The sequence below is a fragment of the Rhodococcus sp. PBTS 1 genome (assembly GCF_001620025.1).
GTDB classification, from domain to species: domain Bacteria; phylum Actinomycetota; class Actinomycetes; order Mycobacteriales; family Mycobacteriaceae; genus Rhodococcoides; species Rhodococcoides kroppenstedtii.
The window spans coordinates 4000782-4020574 of record NZ_CP015219.1 but is presented as its reverse complement, the minus strand read 5'-3'; the positions used below and the strand labels follow the sequence as shown (position 1 = coordinate 4020574).

16 protein-coding genes and 1 pseudogene are annotated in these 19793 nt (G+C 68.0%); 9 read left to right on the top strand and 8 right to left on the bottom strand.

Features of this window, described 5'->3' with window-relative positions; all coding sequences use genetic code 11:
- Positions 1–151: 151 nt before the first annotated feature.
- From A3Q40_RS18475 to rpmH, 8 genes and pseudogenes are all read right to left on the bottom strand, one after another.
- Entirely contained in the window at positions 152–1147 is a 996-nt protein-coding gene (locus tag A3Q40_RS18475) for a ParB/RepB/Spo0J family partition protein (protein ID WP_068104420.1), read from the bottom strand.
- Positions 1144–2154, bottom strand: coding sequence for a ParA family protein (locus A3Q40_RS18470; RefSeq protein ID WP_068104418.1), 1011 nt, complete (start codon positions 2152–2154; stop codon positions 1144–1146). The genes A3Q40_RS18475 and A3Q40_RS18470 overlap by 4 nt, the downstream gene beginning before the upstream one ends.
- Before the next feature lie 52 nt (positions 2155–2206).
- Positions 2207–2908: a 16S rRNA (guanine(527)-N(7))-methyltransferase RsmG gene (gene rsmG, locus A3Q40_RS18465; protein WP_068104416.1), complete on the bottom strand. Its 702-nt coding sequence runs from the start codon at positions 2906–2908 to the stop codon at positions 2207–2209.
- Between the two features lie 197 nt (positions 2909–3105).
- A complete protein-coding gene (locus A3Q40_RS18460) occupies positions 3106–3681 on the bottom strand; it encodes a Jag family protein (protein WP_068104414.1) in 576 nt (191 codons plus the stop codon).
- Positions 3682–3751: 70 nt separating this feature from the next.
- Positions 3752–4837, bottom strand: a complete 1086-nt coding sequence (yidC, locus tag A3Q40_RS18455; RefSeq protein ID WP_068104413.1) for a membrane protein insertase YidC — start codon at positions 4835–4837, stop codon at positions 3752–3754.
- A gap of 4 nt (positions 4838–4841) precedes the next feature.
- On the bottom strand, positions 4842–5207 hold the full coding sequence (yidD, locus tag A3Q40_RS18450) for a membrane protein insertion efficiency factor YidD (RefSeq protein WP_082834008.1): 366 nt from the start codon (positions 5205–5207) through the stop codon (positions 4842–4844).
- 116 nt (positions 5208–5323) lie between these two features.
- Positions 5324–5674 (bottom strand): annotated as a pseudogene (gene rnpA, locus A3Q40_RS19985) (ribonuclease P protein component); the annotation flags it as partial.
- A gap of 53 nt (positions 5675–5727) precedes the next feature.
- A complete protein-coding gene (rpmH, locus tag A3Q40_RS18440; RefSeq protein ID WP_068104411.1) occupies positions 5728–5871 on the bottom strand; it encodes a 50S ribosomal protein L34 in 144 nt (47 codons plus the stop codon).
- A 657-nt stretch (positions 5872–6528) separates the two neighbouring features.
- Here rpmH and dnaA point away from each other — a divergent pair.
- The 9 genes from dnaA (at position 6529) to gyrA (ending at position 19791) form a co-directional block, all read left to right on the top strand.
- Positions 6529–8067 carry a chromosomal replication initiator protein DnaA gene (gene dnaA, locus A3Q40_RS18435; RefSeq protein ID WP_068106656.1) on the top strand — a complete coding sequence of 513 codons (1539 nt, stop codon included), beginning with the start codon at positions 6529–6531 and terminating at the stop codon, positions 8065–8067.
- 538 nt (positions 8068–8605) lie between these two features.
- Positions 8606–9790, top strand: coding sequence for a DNA polymerase III subunit beta (dnaN, locus tag A3Q40_RS18430; protein ID WP_068104409.1), 1185 nt, complete (start codon positions 8606–8608; stop codon positions 9788–9790).
- Positions 9791–9860: 70 nt separating this feature from the next.
- Positions 9861–10766, top strand: coding sequence for a phosphogluconate dehydrogenase (NAD(+)-dependent, decarboxylating) (gene gnd / locus A3Q40_RS18425; RefSeq protein WP_068104407.1), 906 nt, complete (start codon positions 9861–9863; stop codon positions 10764–10766).
- Positions 10767–12092, top strand: coding sequence for a DNA replication/repair protein RecF (gene recF, locus A3Q40_RS18420; protein WP_069972988.1), 1326 nt, complete (start codon positions 10767–10769; stop codon positions 12090–12092). It begins immediately after the preceding gene.
- Positions 12089–12619, top strand: a complete 531-nt coding sequence (locus A3Q40_RS18415) for a DUF721 family protein (protein WP_068104405.1) — start codon at positions 12089–12091, stop codon at positions 12617–12619. The genes recF and A3Q40_RS18415 overlap by 4 nt, the downstream gene beginning before the upstream one ends.
- Before the next feature lie 234 nt (positions 12620–12853).
- The gene (locus tag A3Q40_RS18410; protein ID WP_068104403.1) at positions 12854–13726 is read left to right on the top strand and encodes a metal-dependent hydrolase; all 873 of its coding nucleotides are present in this window, start codon (positions 12854–12856) and stop codon (positions 13724–13726) included.
- Positions 13723–14850, top strand: a complete 1128-nt coding sequence (locus tag A3Q40_RS18405) for a PDR/VanB family oxidoreductase (RefSeq protein ID WP_235606361.1) — start codon at positions 13723–13725, stop codon at positions 14848–14850. The genes A3Q40_RS18410 and A3Q40_RS18405 overlap by 4 nt, the downstream gene beginning before the upstream one ends.
- Positions 14851–15144: 294 nt before the next feature.
- Positions 15145–17184, top strand: coding sequence for a DNA topoisomerase (ATP-hydrolyzing) subunit B (gene gyrB, locus A3Q40_RS18400; protein ID WP_068104401.1), 2040 nt, complete (start codon positions 15145–15147; stop codon positions 17182–17184).
- Positions 17185–17268: 84 nt separating this feature from the next.
- The gene (gene gyrA, locus A3Q40_RS18395; protein ID WP_068104399.1) at positions 17269–19791 is read left to right on the top strand and encodes a DNA gyrase subunit A; all 2523 of its coding nucleotides are present in this window, start codon (positions 17269–17271) and stop codon (positions 19789–19791) included.
- The last annotated feature ends 2 nt before the right edge of the window (positions 19792–19793 follow it).

Sequence of the window (19793 nt, the reverse complement as noted above, 5' to 3'; positions counted from 1 at the left end):
GCACTTCAGAATAGGCGATGGTGCCCATTGTCTCGTGCACGGGCGACGGATCATCCGATCCCGTTGTGGGACAACGGCTTACATCCCACACAACCACGTATCGTCACAGTGACGATTCGACCCGGTGTCTCGGCACCAAGGATTGTCGCGATCAGGACGACTTCTGACGCTCCATCATCTCCACGATGCGCTCGAGGTCGTCCACCGAGCCGAACTCGACCACGATCTTGCCCTTGCGTTTGCCCAGACTCACCGTCACACGGGTGTCGAAAGAATTGGACAGCCGCTCGGCCACGTCCTGCAGCCCCGGCATCTGGATCGGCTTGCGGCGCGGCGCCGGTGCCGGCCCGGCCGGACCCTCTCGATTGGCCAGCGTCACGGCTTCCTCAGTGGCCCGAACAGACAGCCCCTCCGCAACGATGCGTGCAGCCAGTTCCTCCTGCGCCTCGGCACCGGCCTCGAGGGACAGCAGGGCACGCGCGTGTCCGGCGGACAGAACGCCCGCCGCGACGCGCCGCTGCACGGCGATGGGGAGTCGCAACAGACGGATCATGTTGGTGATCACCGGACGCGAGCGGCCCAATCGAGCCGCCAACTGATCATGAGTCACGTCGAACTCCTCGAGCAGCTGCTGATAGGCGGCGGCCTCTTCGAGGGGGTTCAACTGCACCCGATGAATGTTCTCGAGCAGTGCGTCTCGCAACAGCGTGTCGTCGGCGGTGTCGCGGACGATGGCCGGAATCGCGGTGAGTCCGGCCTCCTGGCTGGCGCGCCACCGGCGTTCACCCATGACCAGCTGGAACCGTCCGCTGCCGATGTCGCGCACCACGATCGGCTGCATCAACCCGAACTCACGGATCGAGTGCACCAGCTCGTCCAGAGCCTCCCGCTCGAAGACGGTGCGCGGCTGCTTGGGGTTCGGCTCGATCGCGCTCGGCGGGATCTCACGGTAGGTGGCGCCGGCGGGAGCGAGATCCTCCTCGGCGATCACGGCCGGGGGAGTGGGGGTCGGGGCCGACGCTGCCGTCGGATCGCCCCCGATGACGACGTCCGCGGCCGCCGTGCCCAGCCCGGAACCCTGACCCGGCCCGGTGGGAATCAGCGCCGCGAGACCTCGGCCCAAGCCGCCCTTGCGCGTCTGGCTCATGCCTCACCCTTCCGACCGTCGTTCGCCGCGGCGCGTGCCGCCATCTCACGTCCCGCATCCAGATACGACATCGCTCCCCGTGAACCCGGGTCGTAGTCCAGCACGGTCATCCCGTACCCCGGTGCCTCCGACACCTTCACACTGCGGGGAATCACGGACTTCAGAACGGCACTGCCGAAATGCCCGCGAACCTCGTCGGCCACTTGATCGGCGAGCTTGGTCCGGCCGTCGTACATCGTGAGAATGACGGTGGAGACGTGCAGCGCCGGGTTCAGGTGGGCCTGGACCAGCTCGATGTTGCGCAGCAGCTGCCCCACGCCCTCGAGCGCGTAGTACTCGCACTGGATGGGGATCAGTACCTCCGAGGCCGCCACCATCGCGTTGACGGTGAGCAATCCGAGCGACGGCGGACAGTCGATGAGGACGAAGTCGATACCGAGACCGTCGAGTGCGCTGTCGGCGAGGGCAGTCTTGAGACGGCCTTCCCGCGCGACCATCGACACGAGCTCGATCTCGGCACCTGCCAGATCGATCGTCGCGGGGATACACATGAGACGTGGGTTCTTGGGGTTGCGCTGGATGGCCTCCGTGGCCGTGATCTCACCGAGCAACAGCTCGTAACTCGACGGCGTGCCCGAGGTGTGGTCAGCACCCAGCGCCGTGGACGCGTTGCCCTGCGGGTCCAGATCGACGACCAACACCGACAAACCTTGAAGGGCCAAGGCGGCAGCGAGGTTGACCGCGGTCGTGGTCTTACCGACGCCGCCCTTCTGATTGGCGATCGTGAGAACGCGGCGGCGGGCCGGCTTCGGCAGAGATGCACCACCCGGATGCAAGACCTCGCTGGCGCGCTGGGCGGCGGCGCCGATGGGAGTGTCGTCGGTGGTTATCGGCGAGTAGCCGTACGGATCGCCGGCACCTTCGCTACCGCGGGTCCCCGCCGACGTTTCACGTGAAACGGTACGAGGTGTTTCACGTGAAACGTGGTTGGTCGACTCACCCGACATGCAGGCTCCTTCATAGCTTTGGTGACTGCGGGCGGATAAACCGCATGCGCCGTCAGTTCCCGGCGGACCGCCGTGCGGGGCGATGGCTACGATGCGCGCGCTCCGCACGCACCACGATAGTGGGTGTCTGCACGACTCCCTGACCGCAGACCACAACCTCCGGGTTGACAGCCCCCAGTCGGGTCAGTGCAGTCCGATCGCGATCGATCTCGTCCTGCGCTGTGCTCCCCTTGAGTGCCACCATCACACCGCCCTCGTGGACGAGGGGAAGTGACCATCGGGCCAGCTTCTCCAGCGGCGCGACGGCACGGGAGGTCACGACGTCGGCGCCGCCGGCCTCCTTCACCACCCCGGGTTGCTCGGCGCGACCCCGTACGACCGTGGCAGTCAGACCGAGCGCGTCGACGATCTCCGCGAGATACACGGACCGTCGCAGGAGAGGCTCGACGAGGAACACCGTGAGGTCCGGCCGTGCGATGGCGAGGGGAATACCGGGGAGACCGGCCCCACTGCCGACGTCGACCACCGACGCACCGTCCGGTACGAGCTCACCCACCACCGCACAGTTCAGCAAGTGTCGCTCCCACAAGCGCGGTACCTCGCGAGGACCGATGAGTCCCCGCTCGACACCGTCGGTACCGAGCGAGGTCCAGTACTGGCGCGCGAGGTCCGCACGATCGCCGAACACGCGCTCGATGGCATCGTGCACCCACTCCGCGGATTCGTCCGTGCTGTCGTGTTCCACGTGAAACATCCTCTCGCGTCGTCTCGGGGCGCGTGAAATCACACTCGTGTCATTCACCGTCACGTCGCGCCAAGGCGCACCGTCGCACTGTAATGGCAGGGCACGACATGTCCGAACCGAGACCGTCCGTGAACGACGAACGGGGTGCGACCTCGGTCGCACCCCGTCCTCGAAGCTCCGGGATCTCGTCTGATCCCGCGTCGTCGTCACTCCTTGACGACGACCACCCGCCGCTGCGGCTCGGCGCCCTCGCTCTCGCTGGTGACCCCGGAGACGGCTGCCACGGCGTCGTGCACGATCTTGCGCTCGAACGGCGTCATCGGGTCGAGCGCCTCACGGCCCCCGTCGCGAGCGACTCGCTGCGCCGCCGCGGTCCCCAGCTCGGTGAGTTCCTGCCGACGCGCCGCGCGCCAGCCCGCGATGTCCAACATCAGCTTGCTGCGCTCGCCCGTGCTCTGCTGCACGGCCAACCGGGTCAGCTCCTGGAGGGCATCGAGCACCTCGCCCTTACGGCCGACGAGCTTGGTGAGATCCTTCCCCCCGTCGATGGAGACCACGGCGCGATCGCCCTCGACGTCCAGATCGATGTCACCGTCGAAATCGAGCACATCGAGCAACTGCTCGAGGTAATCGCCGGCGATCTCGCCTTCCTCGACCAGGTAGTCCTCGCCGTCGTCGGTGTCGGAGTCGGCGACCACCGAGGGGTCGGTGGTCTGGTCGGTGGTCGGCTCGGCCGGGTCGGTCCGTGCATCGGTGGTCACAGTGGCAGCTTCCGTTCGCATCGTCGATCGGTGCGCAGACCGATCGGGCTGGGTGGTTCCGAGTGGTGTGGGGGAGAGCCGATCAGCGCGATCACCGACGTCGCTGATTCTTCGGCCGCACCTTCCCCGGCGGGGTCTTCTTCTTCTTCGGTGTGGTCGCGCCGCCGTTACCGGACGAGGAAGACGACGAGGTGGACGCTGCCGTCGAGTCACCGTCCGACGAGGCCGCCGGGCGGACCGGCTTGGCACCGGGCGCAGGCTTCTTCTTCGTGAGCTCGGGGCGCGCACCGGGCTTCGGCGCGTTCTCGTTCCGTCGCTCCAGGGCAGCCTCCTTGGCGGCCGCCTCTTCCTTGTCGATCCGGCCGAAGACCAAATGCTGCTGCCCGTAGGTCCACACGTTGTTGCTGACCCAGTAGAGCAGGATCGCGACGGGCAGGAACGGACCACCGACGAGCACACCCAACGGGAACACGTACAGGGCGAGCTTGTTCATGATCGCGGCCTGCGGGTTCGCGGCCGCGGCCTCGGACTGCCGCGCCACCGACGCCCGCGAGTTCAGGTGCGTGGCGACGGACGCGATGATCATGAGGGGAACCGACACCGCGACGATCGGCCAGACCGACGGGATGCCGCCGAACGGTTCGAACGCGATCAGCACGGAGTCGGGCGAGGTGATCGCCGCAGAGATCGGCGCACCGAACAGACGGGCCGACAGGAACGACTGCACGTCGTCGACGCTGAAGAAATAGTTCGGAGTGTTGGCGTTGACCTCGGGGCTCAGACCCAGCTGTCCGAGACCGGTGCCGGTGCGGTTGAAGGACCGCAGCACGTGGAAGAGGCCGATGAACACCGGCGCCTGTGCCAGCACGGGAAGGCAGCCCATGATCGGGTTGAAGCCGTGCTCCTTCTGCAGCTTCTGCATCTCGAGCGCGAGCTTCTGCCGGTCCTTGCCGTACTTCTTCTGCAGCGCCTTGATCTGCGGCTGCAGCTCCTGCATCTGGCGGGTCGTCCGCACCTGCTTCACGAACGGCTTGTACAGCAGCAGTCGCAGCGTGAACACGAGGAACACCACCGACAGGGCCCAGGCGAAACCGGAGTCCGCGCCGAGGACGGCACCGAACACCTTGTGCCAGACCCAGAGGATTCCGGATACCGGGTAATAGATGAAGTCGAGCACGACTCTAGGTACTCCTTATGTTCGTTCCATCCACGTGCGGATGATCGGGACCGGACTCGTCGTCGCGCCGCTCGGCTGCCGGCGCGGCACTCCGGCGCCGCCGTTGCGGCACCGGGTCCCACCCACCAGGGTGCCAGGGCGCGCACTTGAGCAGTCGGACGATGCCGAGCACCGTACCGACCACCAGCCCGCGCGTGCGCAGCGCCTCCACGGCGTACTCGCTGCAGGTCGGTGTGAATCGGCAGGTCGGCAGGCGCAGAGGCGAAACGTACGTGCGATAGAGCTCGATGATCGCGATCGCGGCACGGGCGGGGAACGACACCACTGCCCGGAGACGGTGCGACGACGGCGCCGCGGACGGCGGCGTCACCGGTCGGACGGCCCGCGGCCGGACGTCGGCACAGCGGGCGACTCGTCGAACGCGCTCGGCACAGCGGACGACTCGTCGAACGCGCTCGGCACGGCGGGCGACTCGTCGAACGCGCCGAGTCGTCGCAACGCGGACCGCAGCTGGCGATCGAGGTCGGACGACGACGCGGTCGCGGATCCGACCAACGCGCGCACCACGACGTCGGTGTTCGGATCGAGGTCCGCGACCATCGAGGCGCAGACATGACGAAGCCGGCGAGCGACTCGATGTCGAGTCACCGCCGGCCCCACTGCTTTGCTGACGACCAATCCCACTCGCGCGACGCGCGGGCCTCCCGGGTCCCGCCGGACGTCGGAACGACGGGTGGCCACGTGCACGACCACGTCGCGCCGTCCTACCCGCCGACCGCCGCGCGTCGTCGCCCGGAAGTCGGCCGAACGATGCAGGCGGTGCTGCTCAGGTAACACCCGAGCCTCCGATCACCGCGCCAGAAGGATGCCTGTGCGTCGCCGAGGCGAGATCAGGCCGTGAGGGACGCGCGGCCCTTGGCGCGCCGAGCGGACACGATCGCGCGGCCGGCCCGAGTGCGCATACGCAGACGGAAGCCGTGCACGCGTGCACGACGACGGTTGTTCGGCTGGAACGTCCGCTTGCCCTTGGCCACGGTGAAACTCCTCGATACGTCGACGCCCGCACCGGGGCGTCGATGGTGTGCTGATGGTCGCGAGTTCGGTGAACTCGAGTTCGGGTGGCCACCCGCGCGGCCGCCGTGGCGGATTCGCATACCGCACATGTGCGCAGCAGGTGACCGTTCGAGGGTACTGACGCCGGGGAATCGGGTCAAACCGCCGGTCGACCACGGCGCATCGGACGGGCGCGAACCCCGAATCGGACGCACGAAGCCCCGCGGATCGAACCGGTCGGCCCGTTCGTCTTGTTGGGCCCCGTCCGGGGTGCTAATTTCTCCCCCGGGAGGGGGCCGATTCGCCCCCGGCAGGGGAGAACCATCACCCGCAGCCCGGGACCGGTCACCGCGCCGGGGCCGAGATCCGCGCCGAGCGCGAGGTCTCGACGATACCCGGTGTCGTCGGTATCGCTGCTGGTCGGGGCCCTGGCGACGGGTGTCGGGCCGACCCCCGGCGGGACGACTGCACACGCCACCGACGGCGACGGGGCTACACCCGTGTCGTTCGTCCACAGCTGTGGATAATTATGTGGAAACACTGGTCGGGTGGCATATTCGCGGGTGTCGACGCCGGCTCGAACGGAGCTCGTGTCACTTCGGCCGCGGATGATCCACGGCCCGACCGGGAGGGACATCGTGCAGGACGATCCGGACGTGTTGGCCGGAGTGTGGCCCGATGTCGTGGCCGAACTCACCGACGGCTCGGACCTGTCCGCCGCACTCTCCCGAGCACAGAAGGCCTGGCTGGCGCTGGTGCGCCCCATCACCCTCACGCAGGGATTCGCTCTGCTCTCGGTGCCGTCCCCGCTGGCTCAGGAAGCCGTCGAGCGTGGCCTGCGCGAGCCGATCCTCACGGCCCTCGGCCGGCATCTGGCCGTCCCCGTCGAGGGGCTCGGCGTCCGGCTCGCCCCGCCCTCCGACGACGAGGAGGACGACGAGCCCGACCACAAGTACGAGCCCGCCCCGTCCGGACCGGTGTACCGCCGCCGGTTCTCCGGCGACTCGGCCTCCGGCTCCCCCTCGGACACCGAGGGCGGTGACCTGGAGGAAGTCGACGACGACCGGGACGCCGTCGCCGCCGTCCAGAACTCGTGGCCGACGTCCTACACCGCCCCGCCGCGGACCAGCACGACCGCGTCGAGCGGGACGAGCCTCAACTCGAAGTACACGTTCGACACCTTCGTCATCGGGGCGTCCAACCGGTTCGCGCACGCCGCCGCCGTCGCCATCGCCGAAGCCCCCGCTCGGGCGTACAACCCGCTGTTCGTGTGGGGTTCGTCGGGACTGGGCAAGACTCACCTGCTCCACGCCGCCGGCCACTACGCGCAGCGTCTGTTCCCCGGGATGCGCGTGAAGTACGTGTCCACGGAGGAGTTCACCAACGACTTCATCAACAGCCTCCGCGACGACCGCAAGGTGGCGTTCAAGCGGCGGTACCGCGAGACAGACGTGCTGCTGGTCGACGACATCCAGTTCATCGAGGGCAAGGAAGGCATCCAGGAGGAGTTCTTCCACACCTTCAACACGCTGCACAACGCCAACAAGCAGATCGTCGTGTCGTCCGACCGACCGCCGAAGCAGCTGGCCACCCTCGAGGAACGGCTGCGGACCCGCTTCGAGTGGGGTCTGATCACCGACGTCCAGCCCCCCGAGCTCGAGACCCGCATCGCGATCCTGAGCAAGAAGGCGCAGATGGACCGGCTCGACGTGCCGCACGACGTACTCGAACTGATCGCCAGCCGCATCGAGCGCAACATCCGCGAGCTCGAGGGCGCACTGATCCGGGTGACGGCCTTCGCCTCCCTGAACGGTCACACCCTCGACACCAAGCTCGCCGAGGTGGTCCTGCACGACCTCATCCCGGACGCCCCGGGCGTCGAGATCAACGCCGCGACCATCATGGCGGTGACCGCGGAGTACTTCGACACCACCATCGAGGAGCTGTGCGGGCCCGGCAAGGCGCGCGCGATCGCCCAGGCCCGGCAGATCGCGATGTACCTGTGCCGTGAGCTCACCGACCTCTCCCTGCCCAAGATCGGCCAGACCTTCGGTCGCGACCACACCACGGTGATGTACGCCGACAAGAAGATCCGCAAGGAGATGACCGAGCGCCATCGGACCTACAATCAGGTCCAGGAACTCACCGCGCGCATCAAGCAACGCTCCACTCGGTGACCCCTAACACCCTCCGGCCCCCGATCTCCGCCGTGCGGATCGATCGGGGGCCGTCGTCTTTCCCTCGACTCGACGTCGATACACACCTGTGGACAACTGTGTGAATAACGTGGATTCCCCGGGGATGAAACGTGGAGTTCTCCCGAGGGTCACCGACCGTCCACACCCCGCCCGCCGGGGTCCCGAATCCACTCCCGGGTCGATCCTCGAGCCGCCACGCCGTGTCACCAGCACCGGACACCGTCGGTCCACAGCTTCCACAGGACCTATGACTGTTGCTTGTAGTTCTTTCCAAGAACCCTTCTTTCAAAAGAGCGTGGGGACAGATCGATGCACACCCCCCGCCACGCGTCGGGATTCGGACGCGTCCGACCGAGGCCCGACTTTCCAGCGAGCCGCCGAGCGCATAGCGTGTGCTGTGCCCACCGCCCCTTCAGCGGTGCCGTACCGACCCACCCGACCTCGCTCGGTCCGTCGCCGCTTCCGCAGCGGCCGCCGAGCGACGACACCCGCGACGACCGAGAGGATCACCCGAGCGATGGAGCTGGGCACCGTGAAGTTTCGAGTCGCTCGAGACGATTTCTCCGATTCCGTCGCGTGGGTGGCTCGCTCGCTTCCGTCTCGCCCGGCCGTCCCCGTGCTCGGTGGCGTGCTCCTGGCCGTCGACGATTCCGGTCTGACCGTCTCCGGCTTCGACTACGAGGTGTCCGCCCAGGTCCGCGTCCCGGTCGAGGTGGCCGGCAGCGGTCAGGTGCTGGTGTCGGGCAAGTTGCTCGCCGACATCACCCGCTCGCTGCCCGCGAAGCCCGTCGACGTCACGGTCGACGGCACGAAGGTGCTCATCACCTGCGGTAGCGCGAAGTTCTCGCTTCCGACGATGCCTGTCGAGGACTACCCGTCCCTGCCGGAGCTGCCGTCGCAGACCGGCACGCTGCCCGTCGAGGTCTTCGCCGAAGCCATTTCCCAGGTCGCGGTGGCCGCCGGCAAGGACGACACCCTGCCGATGCTGACCGGTATCCGGATGGAGATCGACGGCGACGCCGTGGTGCTCGCCGCGACCGATCGTTTCCGCCTCGCCGTCCGCGAACTCGAGTGGAGTCCGGCTGCCGCGGGCACCACGGCAGCCGTGCTGATTCCGGCGAAGACGCTGTCCGATTCCGCGAAAAGCATCGGTACGGGCGGGGATTCGGCCGTCCAGCTCGCACTCGGATCGGCATCGCACGTCGGAAACGACGGCCTGCTCGGCATCGTGGGGGACGGTCGACGCACCACGACGCGACTGCTCGACGCCGAGTTCCCGAAGTTCCGCCAGTTGCTGCCCGCCGAGCACACCGCCGTGGCCACGGTGCCGATCGCTCCGCTGCTCGACGCCATCAAGCGTGTCGCGTTGCTTGCCGAGCGCGGTGCGCAGGTCCGACTCGAGTTCGCATCCGACACCGTCACGCTGTCCGCCGGCGGGGACGACGCCGGTCGCGCCGAGGAGTCCATCGAAGCCCACTTCCAGGGCGAGCCGCTCACCATCGCGTTCAACCCCGGCTACCTGATCGACGGTCTCACGTCGTTGCACTCGGAGCGGGTGTCGTTCGGCTTCACCACCCCCAGCCGTCCCGCCGTGCTCCGTCCGGCCGGCGAGGAGGAACTCACGGCCGACGAGAGCGGAACGTTCGCGGCGCCGCGCAGCGAGTACACGTATCTGCTGATGCCCGTGCGTCTTCCGGGCTGACGCGAGCTACCACGGATTCGAACGCCACGCCGTCGACGGCGACGCGGGACCACCTGAAAGGACACCACGGATGAAGATCGGTCTGATCGGACTCGGCAAGATGGGGTTCAACATGCGTGAGCGGCTGCGCCGCCACGACATCGAGGTCGTCGGGTACGACCCCCGGCCCGAGGTGACGGACGTGGCGTCCCTCGCCGCGCTCGCCGAGGCCCTGCCCGCGCCGCGCATCGTGTGGGTCATGGTGCCGTCCGGACCGGTCACGCGCGACACCGTCTCCGAGCTCGCCGGTGTGCTGGCCGAGGGCGACCTGGTGATCGACGGCGGCAATTCCCGCTTCACCGACGACGCTGTGCACGCGGACCTGTTGGCGGAGAAGGGAATCGGCTACCTCGACGCGGGTGTGTCCGGCGGCGTGTGGGGTCTGGACAACGGCTACGGCCTCATGGTCGGCGGTGCGGCCGCCGACGTCGACCGCGCGATGCCGATCTTCGACGCTCTCCGTCCGGAGGGCGAGCGGGCGGACGGGTTCGTCCACGCCGGTCCGGTCGGGGCCGGCCACTACGCCAAGATGGTGCACAACGGCATCGAGTACGGCCTGATGCACGCCTACGCCGAGGGTTACGAGCTGCTCGCGGCCGAGGACCTCATCGAGGACGTCACGGGTGTGGTGCGGGCGTGGACCAAGGGCACCGTGGTGCGCTCCTGGCTGCTCGATCTCCTCGTGAAGGCACTCCAGGAAGACCCCGCGTTCTCCGAGATCTCCGGGTACACACAGGATTCCGGTGAGGGTCGCTGGACCGTCGAGGAAGCCATCCGCCACTCGGTTCCGGCTCCGGTGATCTCCGCGGCGCTCTTCGCGCGATTCGCGTCGCGGCAACAGGATTCGCCGGCCATGAAGGCCGTGTCCGCCCTGCGGAACCAGTTCGGTGGCCACGCGGTGCAGCGCCCTCCGAACACCGAGACCACCGGTGCGTAGGTGTTCGTCCGTTCCGCCACGCTCGTCGATTTCCGTTCCTGGGAACGGCTTTCGCTGGATCTGACGCCGGGAGCGACCGTCCTGGTCGGTCCGAACGGTCACGGCAAGACCAATGTTCTCGAGGCCCTCGGGTACGTCGCGACGTTGTCGTCGCACCGCGTGGCCACGGACGCGCCGTTGGTGCGAACCGGAGCGGAGCGCGCCCTGGTGCGGGCGACCGTCGTCAATCACGGTCGCGAGCTCACGGTCGATCTCGACATCGCGGGTGGGCGTGCCAACCGGGCACGGTTGGGCACCACGCCGGTGCGGCGTCCACGGGAGATCCTCGGTGTGCTCAACACGGTGCTGTTCGCCCCCGAGGATCTGGCCATGGTGCGCGGCGAACCGACCGAGCGACGCCGGTTCCTCGACGAGCTGATCGTCGCGCGGTCGCCTCGAATGGCCGCTGTGCGAGCGGATTACGAGAAAGTGCTGCGGCAGCGGTCCGCACTGCTGAAGACCGGCGGTCACACCCTGCGACGCGGCGCGGCTTCCGAGGACGGGGCGTCGGCCATGGCGACCCTCGAGGTGTGGGACAGCCGTCTCGCGGCGTTCGGTGCCGAGATCGTGCTGCACCGACTGCGGGCCGCCCGGGACGTGGGACCCCATGTCTCGCAGTCGTATCGCGACATCGCACCCGCGTCACGGCCGGCGTACGTGGCCTACCGCTCGTCCCTCGCCGAGTCCGCGCCGCCGGAGATGTTCGACCTGGCTCGGCCCGAGGCACCCGACGACGGCGAGGTGCTCGAAGCGGCCTTCCTGCAGCAACTCTCGGTGGTTCGGGCCCGAGAGATCGAGCGCGGGACCACCCTCGTGGGGCCGCATCGTGACGACCTGGATTTGATGCTCGGTACGGATCCGGCGAAGGGATTCGCCAGTCACGGTGAATCGTGGTCCTTCGCTCTCGCCCTACGGCTCGGGGCATTCGGGTTGCTGCGCGGCGAGGGAAGCGATCCGGTGCTGCTGCTCGACGACGTGTTCGCCGAGCTCGACCGAGCCCGTCGGACGGCCCTCGCCCGGGTGGCCGCGACGGCCGAGCAGGTCCTGGTGACCGCGGCGGTGGGTGAAGACGTCCCGGCCGAACTCGACGCCGTCCGCATCGACGTCCGCGCGCACGAGGTGATCGGTCCGGACGGAGTTCCGAGTCGGGCGTCGGTGGCGACCCGGCACGGTGCGGAGGGCGCTGTCGGTGCGGAGGGCGCTGTCGCGTCGGAGCGCGCCGGCGGCTCCGCTGATCCTGTCGGTGAGCGGGTGCAGACTCGGACCGAGACGGAGGAGGACCGATGAGCGAGACACCGTCGGATCCGCCGGCACCGCGCGGGTCGGACATCGCGCGGCAGGCCCTCGAGGCCGCGCGGGCCGCCGCCAAGGCCAACGGCAAGGCCGTGGGTCACGGCCGGGCGTCGGTGGTGCGTCGTCCTCGGCGGACGCGCACCTGGTCGTCGGCCCGCCCAGACGATCGTGATCCCCAGGCGCTGGGTGCGCTCGCCGCGTCGCTCGCCAAGTCGCGCGGGTGGTCGACGAAGGTGGACGAGGGCACGGTGCTCGGGCGGTGGGAGTCGGTGGTCGGATCCGACATCGCCGCGCACGCGCAGCCGACCACGCTGCGGGACGGGGTCCTGGCCGTCACGGCCGAGTCGACGGCGTGGGCGACGCAGCTGAGGCTGATGCAGTCGCAGATTCTCGGACGGATCGCCGCGGCCGTCGGACACGGCGTGGTCACGAGCCTGCGGATCACCGGTCCTGCCGCCCCGAGCTGGCGAAAGGGCGAGCGGCACGTGTCGGGACGGGGGCCTCGGGACACCTACGGCTGATCGGTCGGGGGGTACGGATCAACGGGTGTCCGACCGGACACAACACGCGGCGGTGAAGTCGCTGACGATGCTCAACAGTTGTTGATCACTCCGGAGTGCGGTCGTACGGTCGGGTGCAGAGACGGGGACGGACACGCGGTCGTCGACGCGGCCCCCGTACCGATCCGACCGGTGGTCTCGGACCGAATAACCGCATGACCCTCGACTACCGCACACCAGGGCAGAGGAGGAACAATGACGTCGGTGACCGATGATCCGGGGCCTGTGACGTTGACAGCGCGCGACGTGGAGTTCCGCTGGGACGACATGCGCATGCACTACATGGACGACAACGTCGTCTCCACACACCTCATGAACGTGATGCACCTCTTCCTGCCGGAAGGCGAGGAATGGTTCGTGCGAGTGTTCACCGAGGCGCTACCGATGATCCACGACGAGAAGCTCCGGCAGGACGTCATCGGATTCATCGGCCAGGAGGCGATGCACGCCCAGGCCCACACCGGTATTCACGACTGGCTGCGCAGCAACGGCCTGGATCCGACTCCGTACGTACAGCACATGGAGTACCTGTTCCGGGTGGCTCTGGACAAACGTCCCACCGACACCAAGAACAGCCTGGTGGAGCGACTGTCGCTGATCGCGGCGATCGAGCATCTGACGTCGTTCCTCGGACACTGGGTGCTCACCGAGCCGGCCCTCGACAAGGCCGACATCGACCCGATGATGCTCGACCTCGTCCGGTGGCACGGGGCCGAGGAGGTCGAGCACCGGTCCGTGGCGTTCGACGTCCTGCAGTACTTCGACACCCGTCGGTGGCGCCGCGTCCGCACCTACATCATGGTGACGCCGTCGATCATCTCGATGTGGGGCCGCGGCCTGAAGTTCATGATGGAGAACGATCCGACGCTGCCGCCGTCGCAGCGCAAGGCGCGGCTCCGGGACGTCTACCGCGTCATGTCGTCGGGTCTGTTCCCCAATTTCAAGGACATCGGACGGGCGTCGCTGCGCTACTTCGCGAAGGACTTCCACCCCTCGCAGGAAAGTTCCACCGCACTGGCTGTCAACTATCTCGCGACGTCGCCCGCGGCGCGGGCCGCGGAACGGTGACGGGCCGCCGCCGCAAGGCAGCCCGAGTTCTCGAGACGGTGCGGGGCTACCGCGCCTCCCGCACCATTCCGAAGGACCTGTTCGGCGGCGACGACCAGGACGAGGCGCTCGCGCAGATCACCGACGGACTCGACAAGGTGTTCGCGATGCTCGACCTGTCGGAGTACCGCGGTGTCGCCGCGCCCTCCGTGGTGCGTCGGATCGACATGACGCTGGTCGCCCGGCGCACGGTCTGCGTCGACGAGAACGTCGTCGAGTTCACCTTCCGCCGCGTCGACGGAGAGGACGTCCCCGCGTGGCATCCGGGATGCCACGTCGACGTCGAACTCCCGTCCGGTCGACGACGTCAATACTCGTTGTGCGGTGACCCGCTCGAGTCGGATGCCTACACGGTGGCGGTGCGGCTGATCCCGGACGGCGGCGGCGGTTCGCGGGAGATGCACGATCTCGAGGTCGGCGATCGCATCGTGATCACCGGTCCGCGCAACGCTTTTCCGTTCGTCGCTGCGGGGTCGGCCCTGTTCGTCGCGGGCGGCATCGGCATCACGGCGATCCTCCCGATGGTGCGGCGTGCCCGCGCGGTGGGCATGGACTGGCACCTCGTCCACACCGGTCGGTCACGGCAGGCGACGCCGTACCTGGACGAGATCTCCACCTGGGAGCCGGAGCGTGTGACGGTCCGCAGCGACGACGTCGACGGTCTGCCGACGGCGGCCGATCTGTTGCGCCACGCACCCGACGGTGGGTCGGTCTACACGTGCGGTCCGCCGGCGATGATGGATCTGGTGCGGCAGGGCATTTCCGAGACCGGCGCGACCCGGCTGCATCTCGAGCGGTTCTCACCGCCGCCCGTGGTGGCGGGCGAGCCGTTCCGGATCACTCTCGCGCGGTCCGAGGAGACCGTCGACGTGCCGGCCGACCGCACGGCGCTCGACGTGCTGCGCGAGCAGCGGCCGGGCATTCCGTACTCCTGCCGCCAGGGATTCTGCGGGACGTGCCGGGTCCGTGTTCTCGAGGGAACGCCGGAGCACCGGGACCGGCGCCTCTCCCCGGCCGAGCGCGAGGACCACATGCTGATCTGCGTCTCGCGCGCCGAGGGTGACTCGCTGGTCCTCGATCTCTGACCGCCGGGCGGCGCGTCGACCGTCACGCGTGCGCCCGGACACGGGACGCAGCCCCACGGACCCACGATCCGACCCGCGGAAGGCCGCGAAAGTCCGTCTCTGTGGCACTGAGGCCGCGTTTCGCGCGACAAGGTGCGCTCCTCGGGTGCTGTTACCGGTAGGATGGACCGGTACAGACCACCGAGCGCGGCCCCGTCGTGGCGCCGCGCGCATTCGGTCGAGGTCCTCTGCCGCCGCCACCGAGTCCCGGTGCGCGCGGGGGAGCGGACGAGGCGAGAAGGAGAACAGCTGACCGTGGCTGACCGGAATTCGGGGAAGAGCGACAAACCCGGCGACAAGTCCAAGGAATACGACGCATCGTCGATCACCGTCCTCGAGGGGCTCGAGGCGGTGCGCAAGCGCCCCGGCATGTACATCGGATCCACTGGTGAGCGCGGCTTGCACCATCTCATCTGGGAGGTCGTCGACAACTCCGTCGACGAGGCGATGGCCGGGTACGCCACCACCGTCGAGGTCACCCTGCTCGCCGACGGCGGCGTCCGGGTGGTCGACGACGGCCGCGGTATCCCCACCGGCATGCACGCGTCGGGAATGCCCACCATCGAGGTGGTGATGACCCAGCTGCACGCCGGCGGCAAGTTCGACTCCGATTCCTACGCGGTGTCCGGCGGCCTGCACGGCGTCGGCATCTCCGTGGTGAACGCCCTGTCCACGACGCTGCTGGCCGAGGTCGACAACGCCGGTCACCACTGGACGCAGACCTACGACCGGTCCGTCCCCGGGCCGCTGAAGAAGGGCGAGCCGACCGACCGCACGGGTACGTCGATCTCCTTCTGGCCGGACCCCGACATCTTCGAGACCACGGTCTTCAAGTTCGAGACGGTGGCGCGCCGCCTGCAGGAGATGGCCTTCCTGAACAAGGGACTGACCATCGTTCTCACCGACGAGCGGGCGTCCGACGCCGAGCGCATCGCCGACGAGACCGCCGACAGCGAACTCGCCGAGGCGCCGAAGCCGGAGGGCGACAGCGAATCGCGGATCAAGACGAAGACCTATCACTACCCCGGTGGTCTCGAGGACTACGTCCGGTACATCAACAAGTCCAAGACGGCGCAGCATCCGTCGGTGATCGGCTTCGGGGCCAAGGGCACCGGCCACGAACTCGAGATCGCCATGCAGTGGAACCAGACCTACACCGAGTCGGTCCACACCTTCGCGAACACCATCAACACCCACGAGGGCGGCACCCACGAGGAGGGCTTCCGTACCGCGTTGACCACGGTGGTGAAGAAGTACGCGAAGGAGAAGAAGCTCGTCAAGGAGAAGGACGGCGAGCTCAGCGGCGACGACATCCGCGAGGGTCTGGCCGCCATCATCTCCGTGAAGGTCGGCGAGCCGCAGTTCGAGGGTCAGACCAAGACCAAGCTCGGCAACACCGAGGTGAAGTCCTTCGTACAGAAGGCATCCGGAGAGCACCTGACGCATTGGTTCGAGGCGAATCCGGCCGAGGCTAAGCTGATCGTCGGCAAGGCTGTTGCCTCCATGCAGGCACGTACCGCAGCGCGGCGCGCACGAGATCTGGTGCGGCGCAAGAGCGCCACCGACATCGGTGGACTGCCCGGCAAGCTGGCCGACTGCCGGTCCAACGATCCGAGCAAGTGCGAGATCTACATCGTGGAGGGCGATTCCGCCGGCGGCTCCGCCAAGTCGGGCCGCGACTCGATGTACCAGGCGATCCTCCCGCTGCGCGGCAAGATCATCAACGTGGAGAAGGCGCGCATCGACCGCGTGCTGAAGAACACCGAGGTCCAGTCGATCATCACGGCGTTCGGCACGGGCATTCACGACGAGTTCGACATCGCCAAGCTTCGGTACCACAAGATCGTGCTCATGGCCGACGCCGACGTGGACGGCCAGCACATCTCGACGCTGCTGCTCACCCTGCTGTTCCGGTTCATGCGCCCGCTCGTCGAGCACGGCTACGTCTATCTCGCGATGCCGCCGCTGTACAAGCTGAAGTGGCAGCGCGGCGCCGACCCGGAGTTCGCGTACTCCGACCGCGAGCGCGACGGTCTGCTCGAGGCCGGCCTCGCCGCGGGCAAGAAGATCAACAAGGACGACGGCATCCAGCGCTACAAGGGCCTCGGCGAGATGAACGCCAAGGAGCTGTGGGAGACCACGATGGATCCGAGCGTGCGCGTGCTGCGGCAGGTCACCCTCGACGACGCCGCTGCCGCCGACGAATTGTTCTCCATCCTGATGGGTGAGGACGTCGAGGCTCGTCGCAGTTTCATCACCCGTAATGCCAAGGACGTTCGTTTCCTCGACGTGTAGCGACCCTCCGCGCCCGCGCGCGGTGACCGTCCTCCGGGGTGGTCGGCCGACGCGCGGGATGCGGTCTCGCGCAAGGAGATCAGCATGACCGACACCACCCTCCCGCCGACCGGTGGGGACGGCCCCACCTCGGATCGCATCGAACCTGTCGACATCCAGCAGGAGATGCAGAACAGCTACATCGACTACGCGATGAGCGTGATCGTCGGGCGCGCGCTGCCCGAGGTGCGCGACGGCCTCAAGCCCGTGCACCGTCGCGTGCTCTACGCGATGTTCGACAACGGCTACCGCCCGGACCGCGGTTACGTGAAATCCGCACGGCCCGTGGCGGAAACGATGGGCAACTACCACCCACACGGTGACAGCTCGATCTACGACACGTTGGTGCGCATGGCGCAGCCGTGGTCGATGCGTTACCCACTGGTCGACGGTCAGGGCAACTTCGGATCGCGCGGCAACGACGGCCCGGCGGCCATGCGCTACACCGAATGTCGCCTCACGCCGCTCGCGATGCAGATGCTGGCCGACATCGAAGAGGAGACCGTCGACTTCGTCGCCAACTACGACGGTCGCACGCTCGAGCCGACGGTCCTGCCCAGCCGCTTCCCCAACCTGCTCGCCAACGGCAGCGGCGGTATCGCTGTCGGCATGGCGACCAACGTTCCGCCGCACAACCTTCGGGAACTCGCCGAGGGTGTCTACTGGACGCTGGACAACTACGACGCCCCCGAGGACGTGGCCCTCGAGGCCATGATCGAGCGCATCAAGGGGCCCGACTTCCCCACGCACGGGCTGATCGTCGGATCTCAGGGCATCGAGGACGCGTACCGCACCGGCCGCGGGTCGATCCGCATGCGCGGCGTGGTCGACATCGAGGAAGGTGAGCGCGGCGGGACGCAGATCGTCATCACCGAGCTGCCCTACCAGGTCAACCCCGACAACATGATCGCCTCGATCGCCGAGCAGTTGAAAGACGGTCGTATCGCCGGCATCTCGGACATCGAGGACCAGTCCTCGGACCGTGTCGGCATGCGCATCGTCATCAAGCTGCGCCGCGACGCGGTGGCGAAGGTGGTGCTGAACAACCTCTACAAGCACAGCCAGCTGCAGACGAGTTTCGGCGCCAACATGCTCTCGATCGTCGACGGCGTGCCGCGCACGCTGCGCATCGACCAGATGATCCGGCTGTACGTCAGCCATCAGTTGGACGTCATCGTCCGGCGTACGCGGTACCGGTTGCGCAAGGCCGAGGAACGCGCCCACATCCTGCGCGGACTGGTCAAGGCGCTCGACGCACTCGACGAGGTCATCGCCCTCATCCGTCGGTCCGCCGACGCCGACGTCGCGCGCCAGGGCCTGATGGACCTGCTCGACGTGGACCAGATCCAGGCCGACGCCATCCTGGCGATGCAGCTGCGCCGGTTGGCGGCCCTCGAACGTCAGAAGATCATCGACGACCTCGCCGCCATCGAGCTCGAGATCGCCGACCTGAAGGACATCCTCGAGCGGCCGGAGCGTCAGCGCGAGATCGTCCGCAGCGAGCTCGCGGAGATCGTCGAGAAGCACGGTGACGATCGACGCACCCGCATCATCGCCAGCGACGGCGACGTGAGCGACGAGGACCTCATCGCGCGGGAGAACGTCGTCGTCACCATCACCGAGACCGGCTACGCCAAGCGCACGCGCACCGATCTGTACCGCTCGCAGAAGCGCGGCGGCAAGGGTGTGCAGGGCGCCGGCCTCAAGCAGGACGACATCGTGAGCAAGTTCTTCGTGTGCTCGACGCACGACTGGATTCTGTTCTTCACCACGAAGGGCCGCGTCTACCGGGCGAAGGCGTACGAACTGCCCGAGGCCAACCGCACGGCACGCGGTCAGCACGTCGCCAACCTGCTCGCGTTCCAGCCCGACGAGCGCATCGCGCAGATCATCCAGATCAAGACGTACGACGACGCTCCGTACCTCGTGCTCGCCACCAAGGCCGGCCTGGTGAAGAAGTCCAAGCTGTCGGACTTCGACTCCAACCGGTCCGGCGGCATCGTCGCCGTCAACCTGCGGGGTGACGACGAGCTGGTGGGTGCGGTGCTGTGCAGCGCCGACGACGATCTGCTGCTCGTGTCCGCGCAGGGCCAGTCCATCCGGTTCTCCGCCACGGACGAGGTCCTGCGACCGATGGGTCGCGCCACGTCGGGCGTCCAGGGCATGCGGTTCAACGGCGAGGACCGGTTGCTCTCGGTGAACGTCGTGAAGGAGGGCACCTACCTGCTGGTCGCGACCTCCGGCGGCTACGCCAAGCGCACCGCCATGGAGGATTACCCGCCGCAGGGCCGCGGCGGCAAGGGCGTGCTGACCATCCAGTTCGACCCGCGCCGTGGCACGCTGGTGGGAGCGCTCATCGTGAACGACGACGACGAGCTCTACGCCATCACCTCGAGCGGCGGTGTCATCCGCACCGCGGCGAAGCAGGTTCGACGGGCCGGGCGCCAAACCAAGGGCGTGCGTCTGATGAACCTCGGAGACGGCGACACCTTGTTGGCCATCGCACGCAACGCGGACGAGCCGGAGGATCTCCCCACGGGAGACACCGACGGATCGAAGGAGTCGTAGAA

Bases quoted from the DNA above. Each gene is read 5' to 3' on its own strand.
- dnaN (WP_068104409.1), top strand. From the start codon at position 8,606: ATGGAGCTGGGCACCGTGAAGTTTCGAGTCGCTCGAGACGATTTCTCC.
- A3Q40_RS18475 (WP_068104420.1), bottom strand. From the start codon at position 1,147: ATGAGCCAGACGCGCAAGGGCGGCTTGGGCCGAGGTCTCGCGGCGCTG.
- gyrA (WP_068104399.1), top strand. From the start codon at position 17,269: ATGACCGACACCACCCTCCCGCCGACCGGTGGGGACGGCCCCACCTCG.
- rsmG (WP_068104416.1), bottom strand. From the start codon at position 2,908: ATGTTTCACGTGGAACACGACAGCACGGACGAATCCGCGGAGTGGGTG.
- A3Q40_RS18415 (WP_068104405.1), top strand. From the start codon at position 12,089: ATGAGCGAGACACCGTCGGATCCGCCGGCACCGCGCGGGTCGGACATC.
- A3Q40_RS18410 (WP_068104403.1), top strand. From the start codon at position 12,854: ATGACGTCGGTGACCGATGATCCGGGGCCTGTGACGTTGACAGCGCGC.
- A3Q40_RS18460 (WP_068104414.1), bottom strand. From the start codon at position 3,681: ATGCGAACGGAAGCTGCCACTGTGACCACCGATGCACGGACCGACCCG.
- gnd (WP_068104407.1), top strand. From the start codon at position 9,861: ATGAAGATCGGTCTGATCGGACTCGGCAAGATGGGGTTCAACATGCGT.
- A3Q40_RS18470 (WP_068104418.1), bottom strand. From the start codon at position 2,154: ATGTCGGGTGAGTCGACCAACCACGTTTCACGTGAAACACCTCGTACC.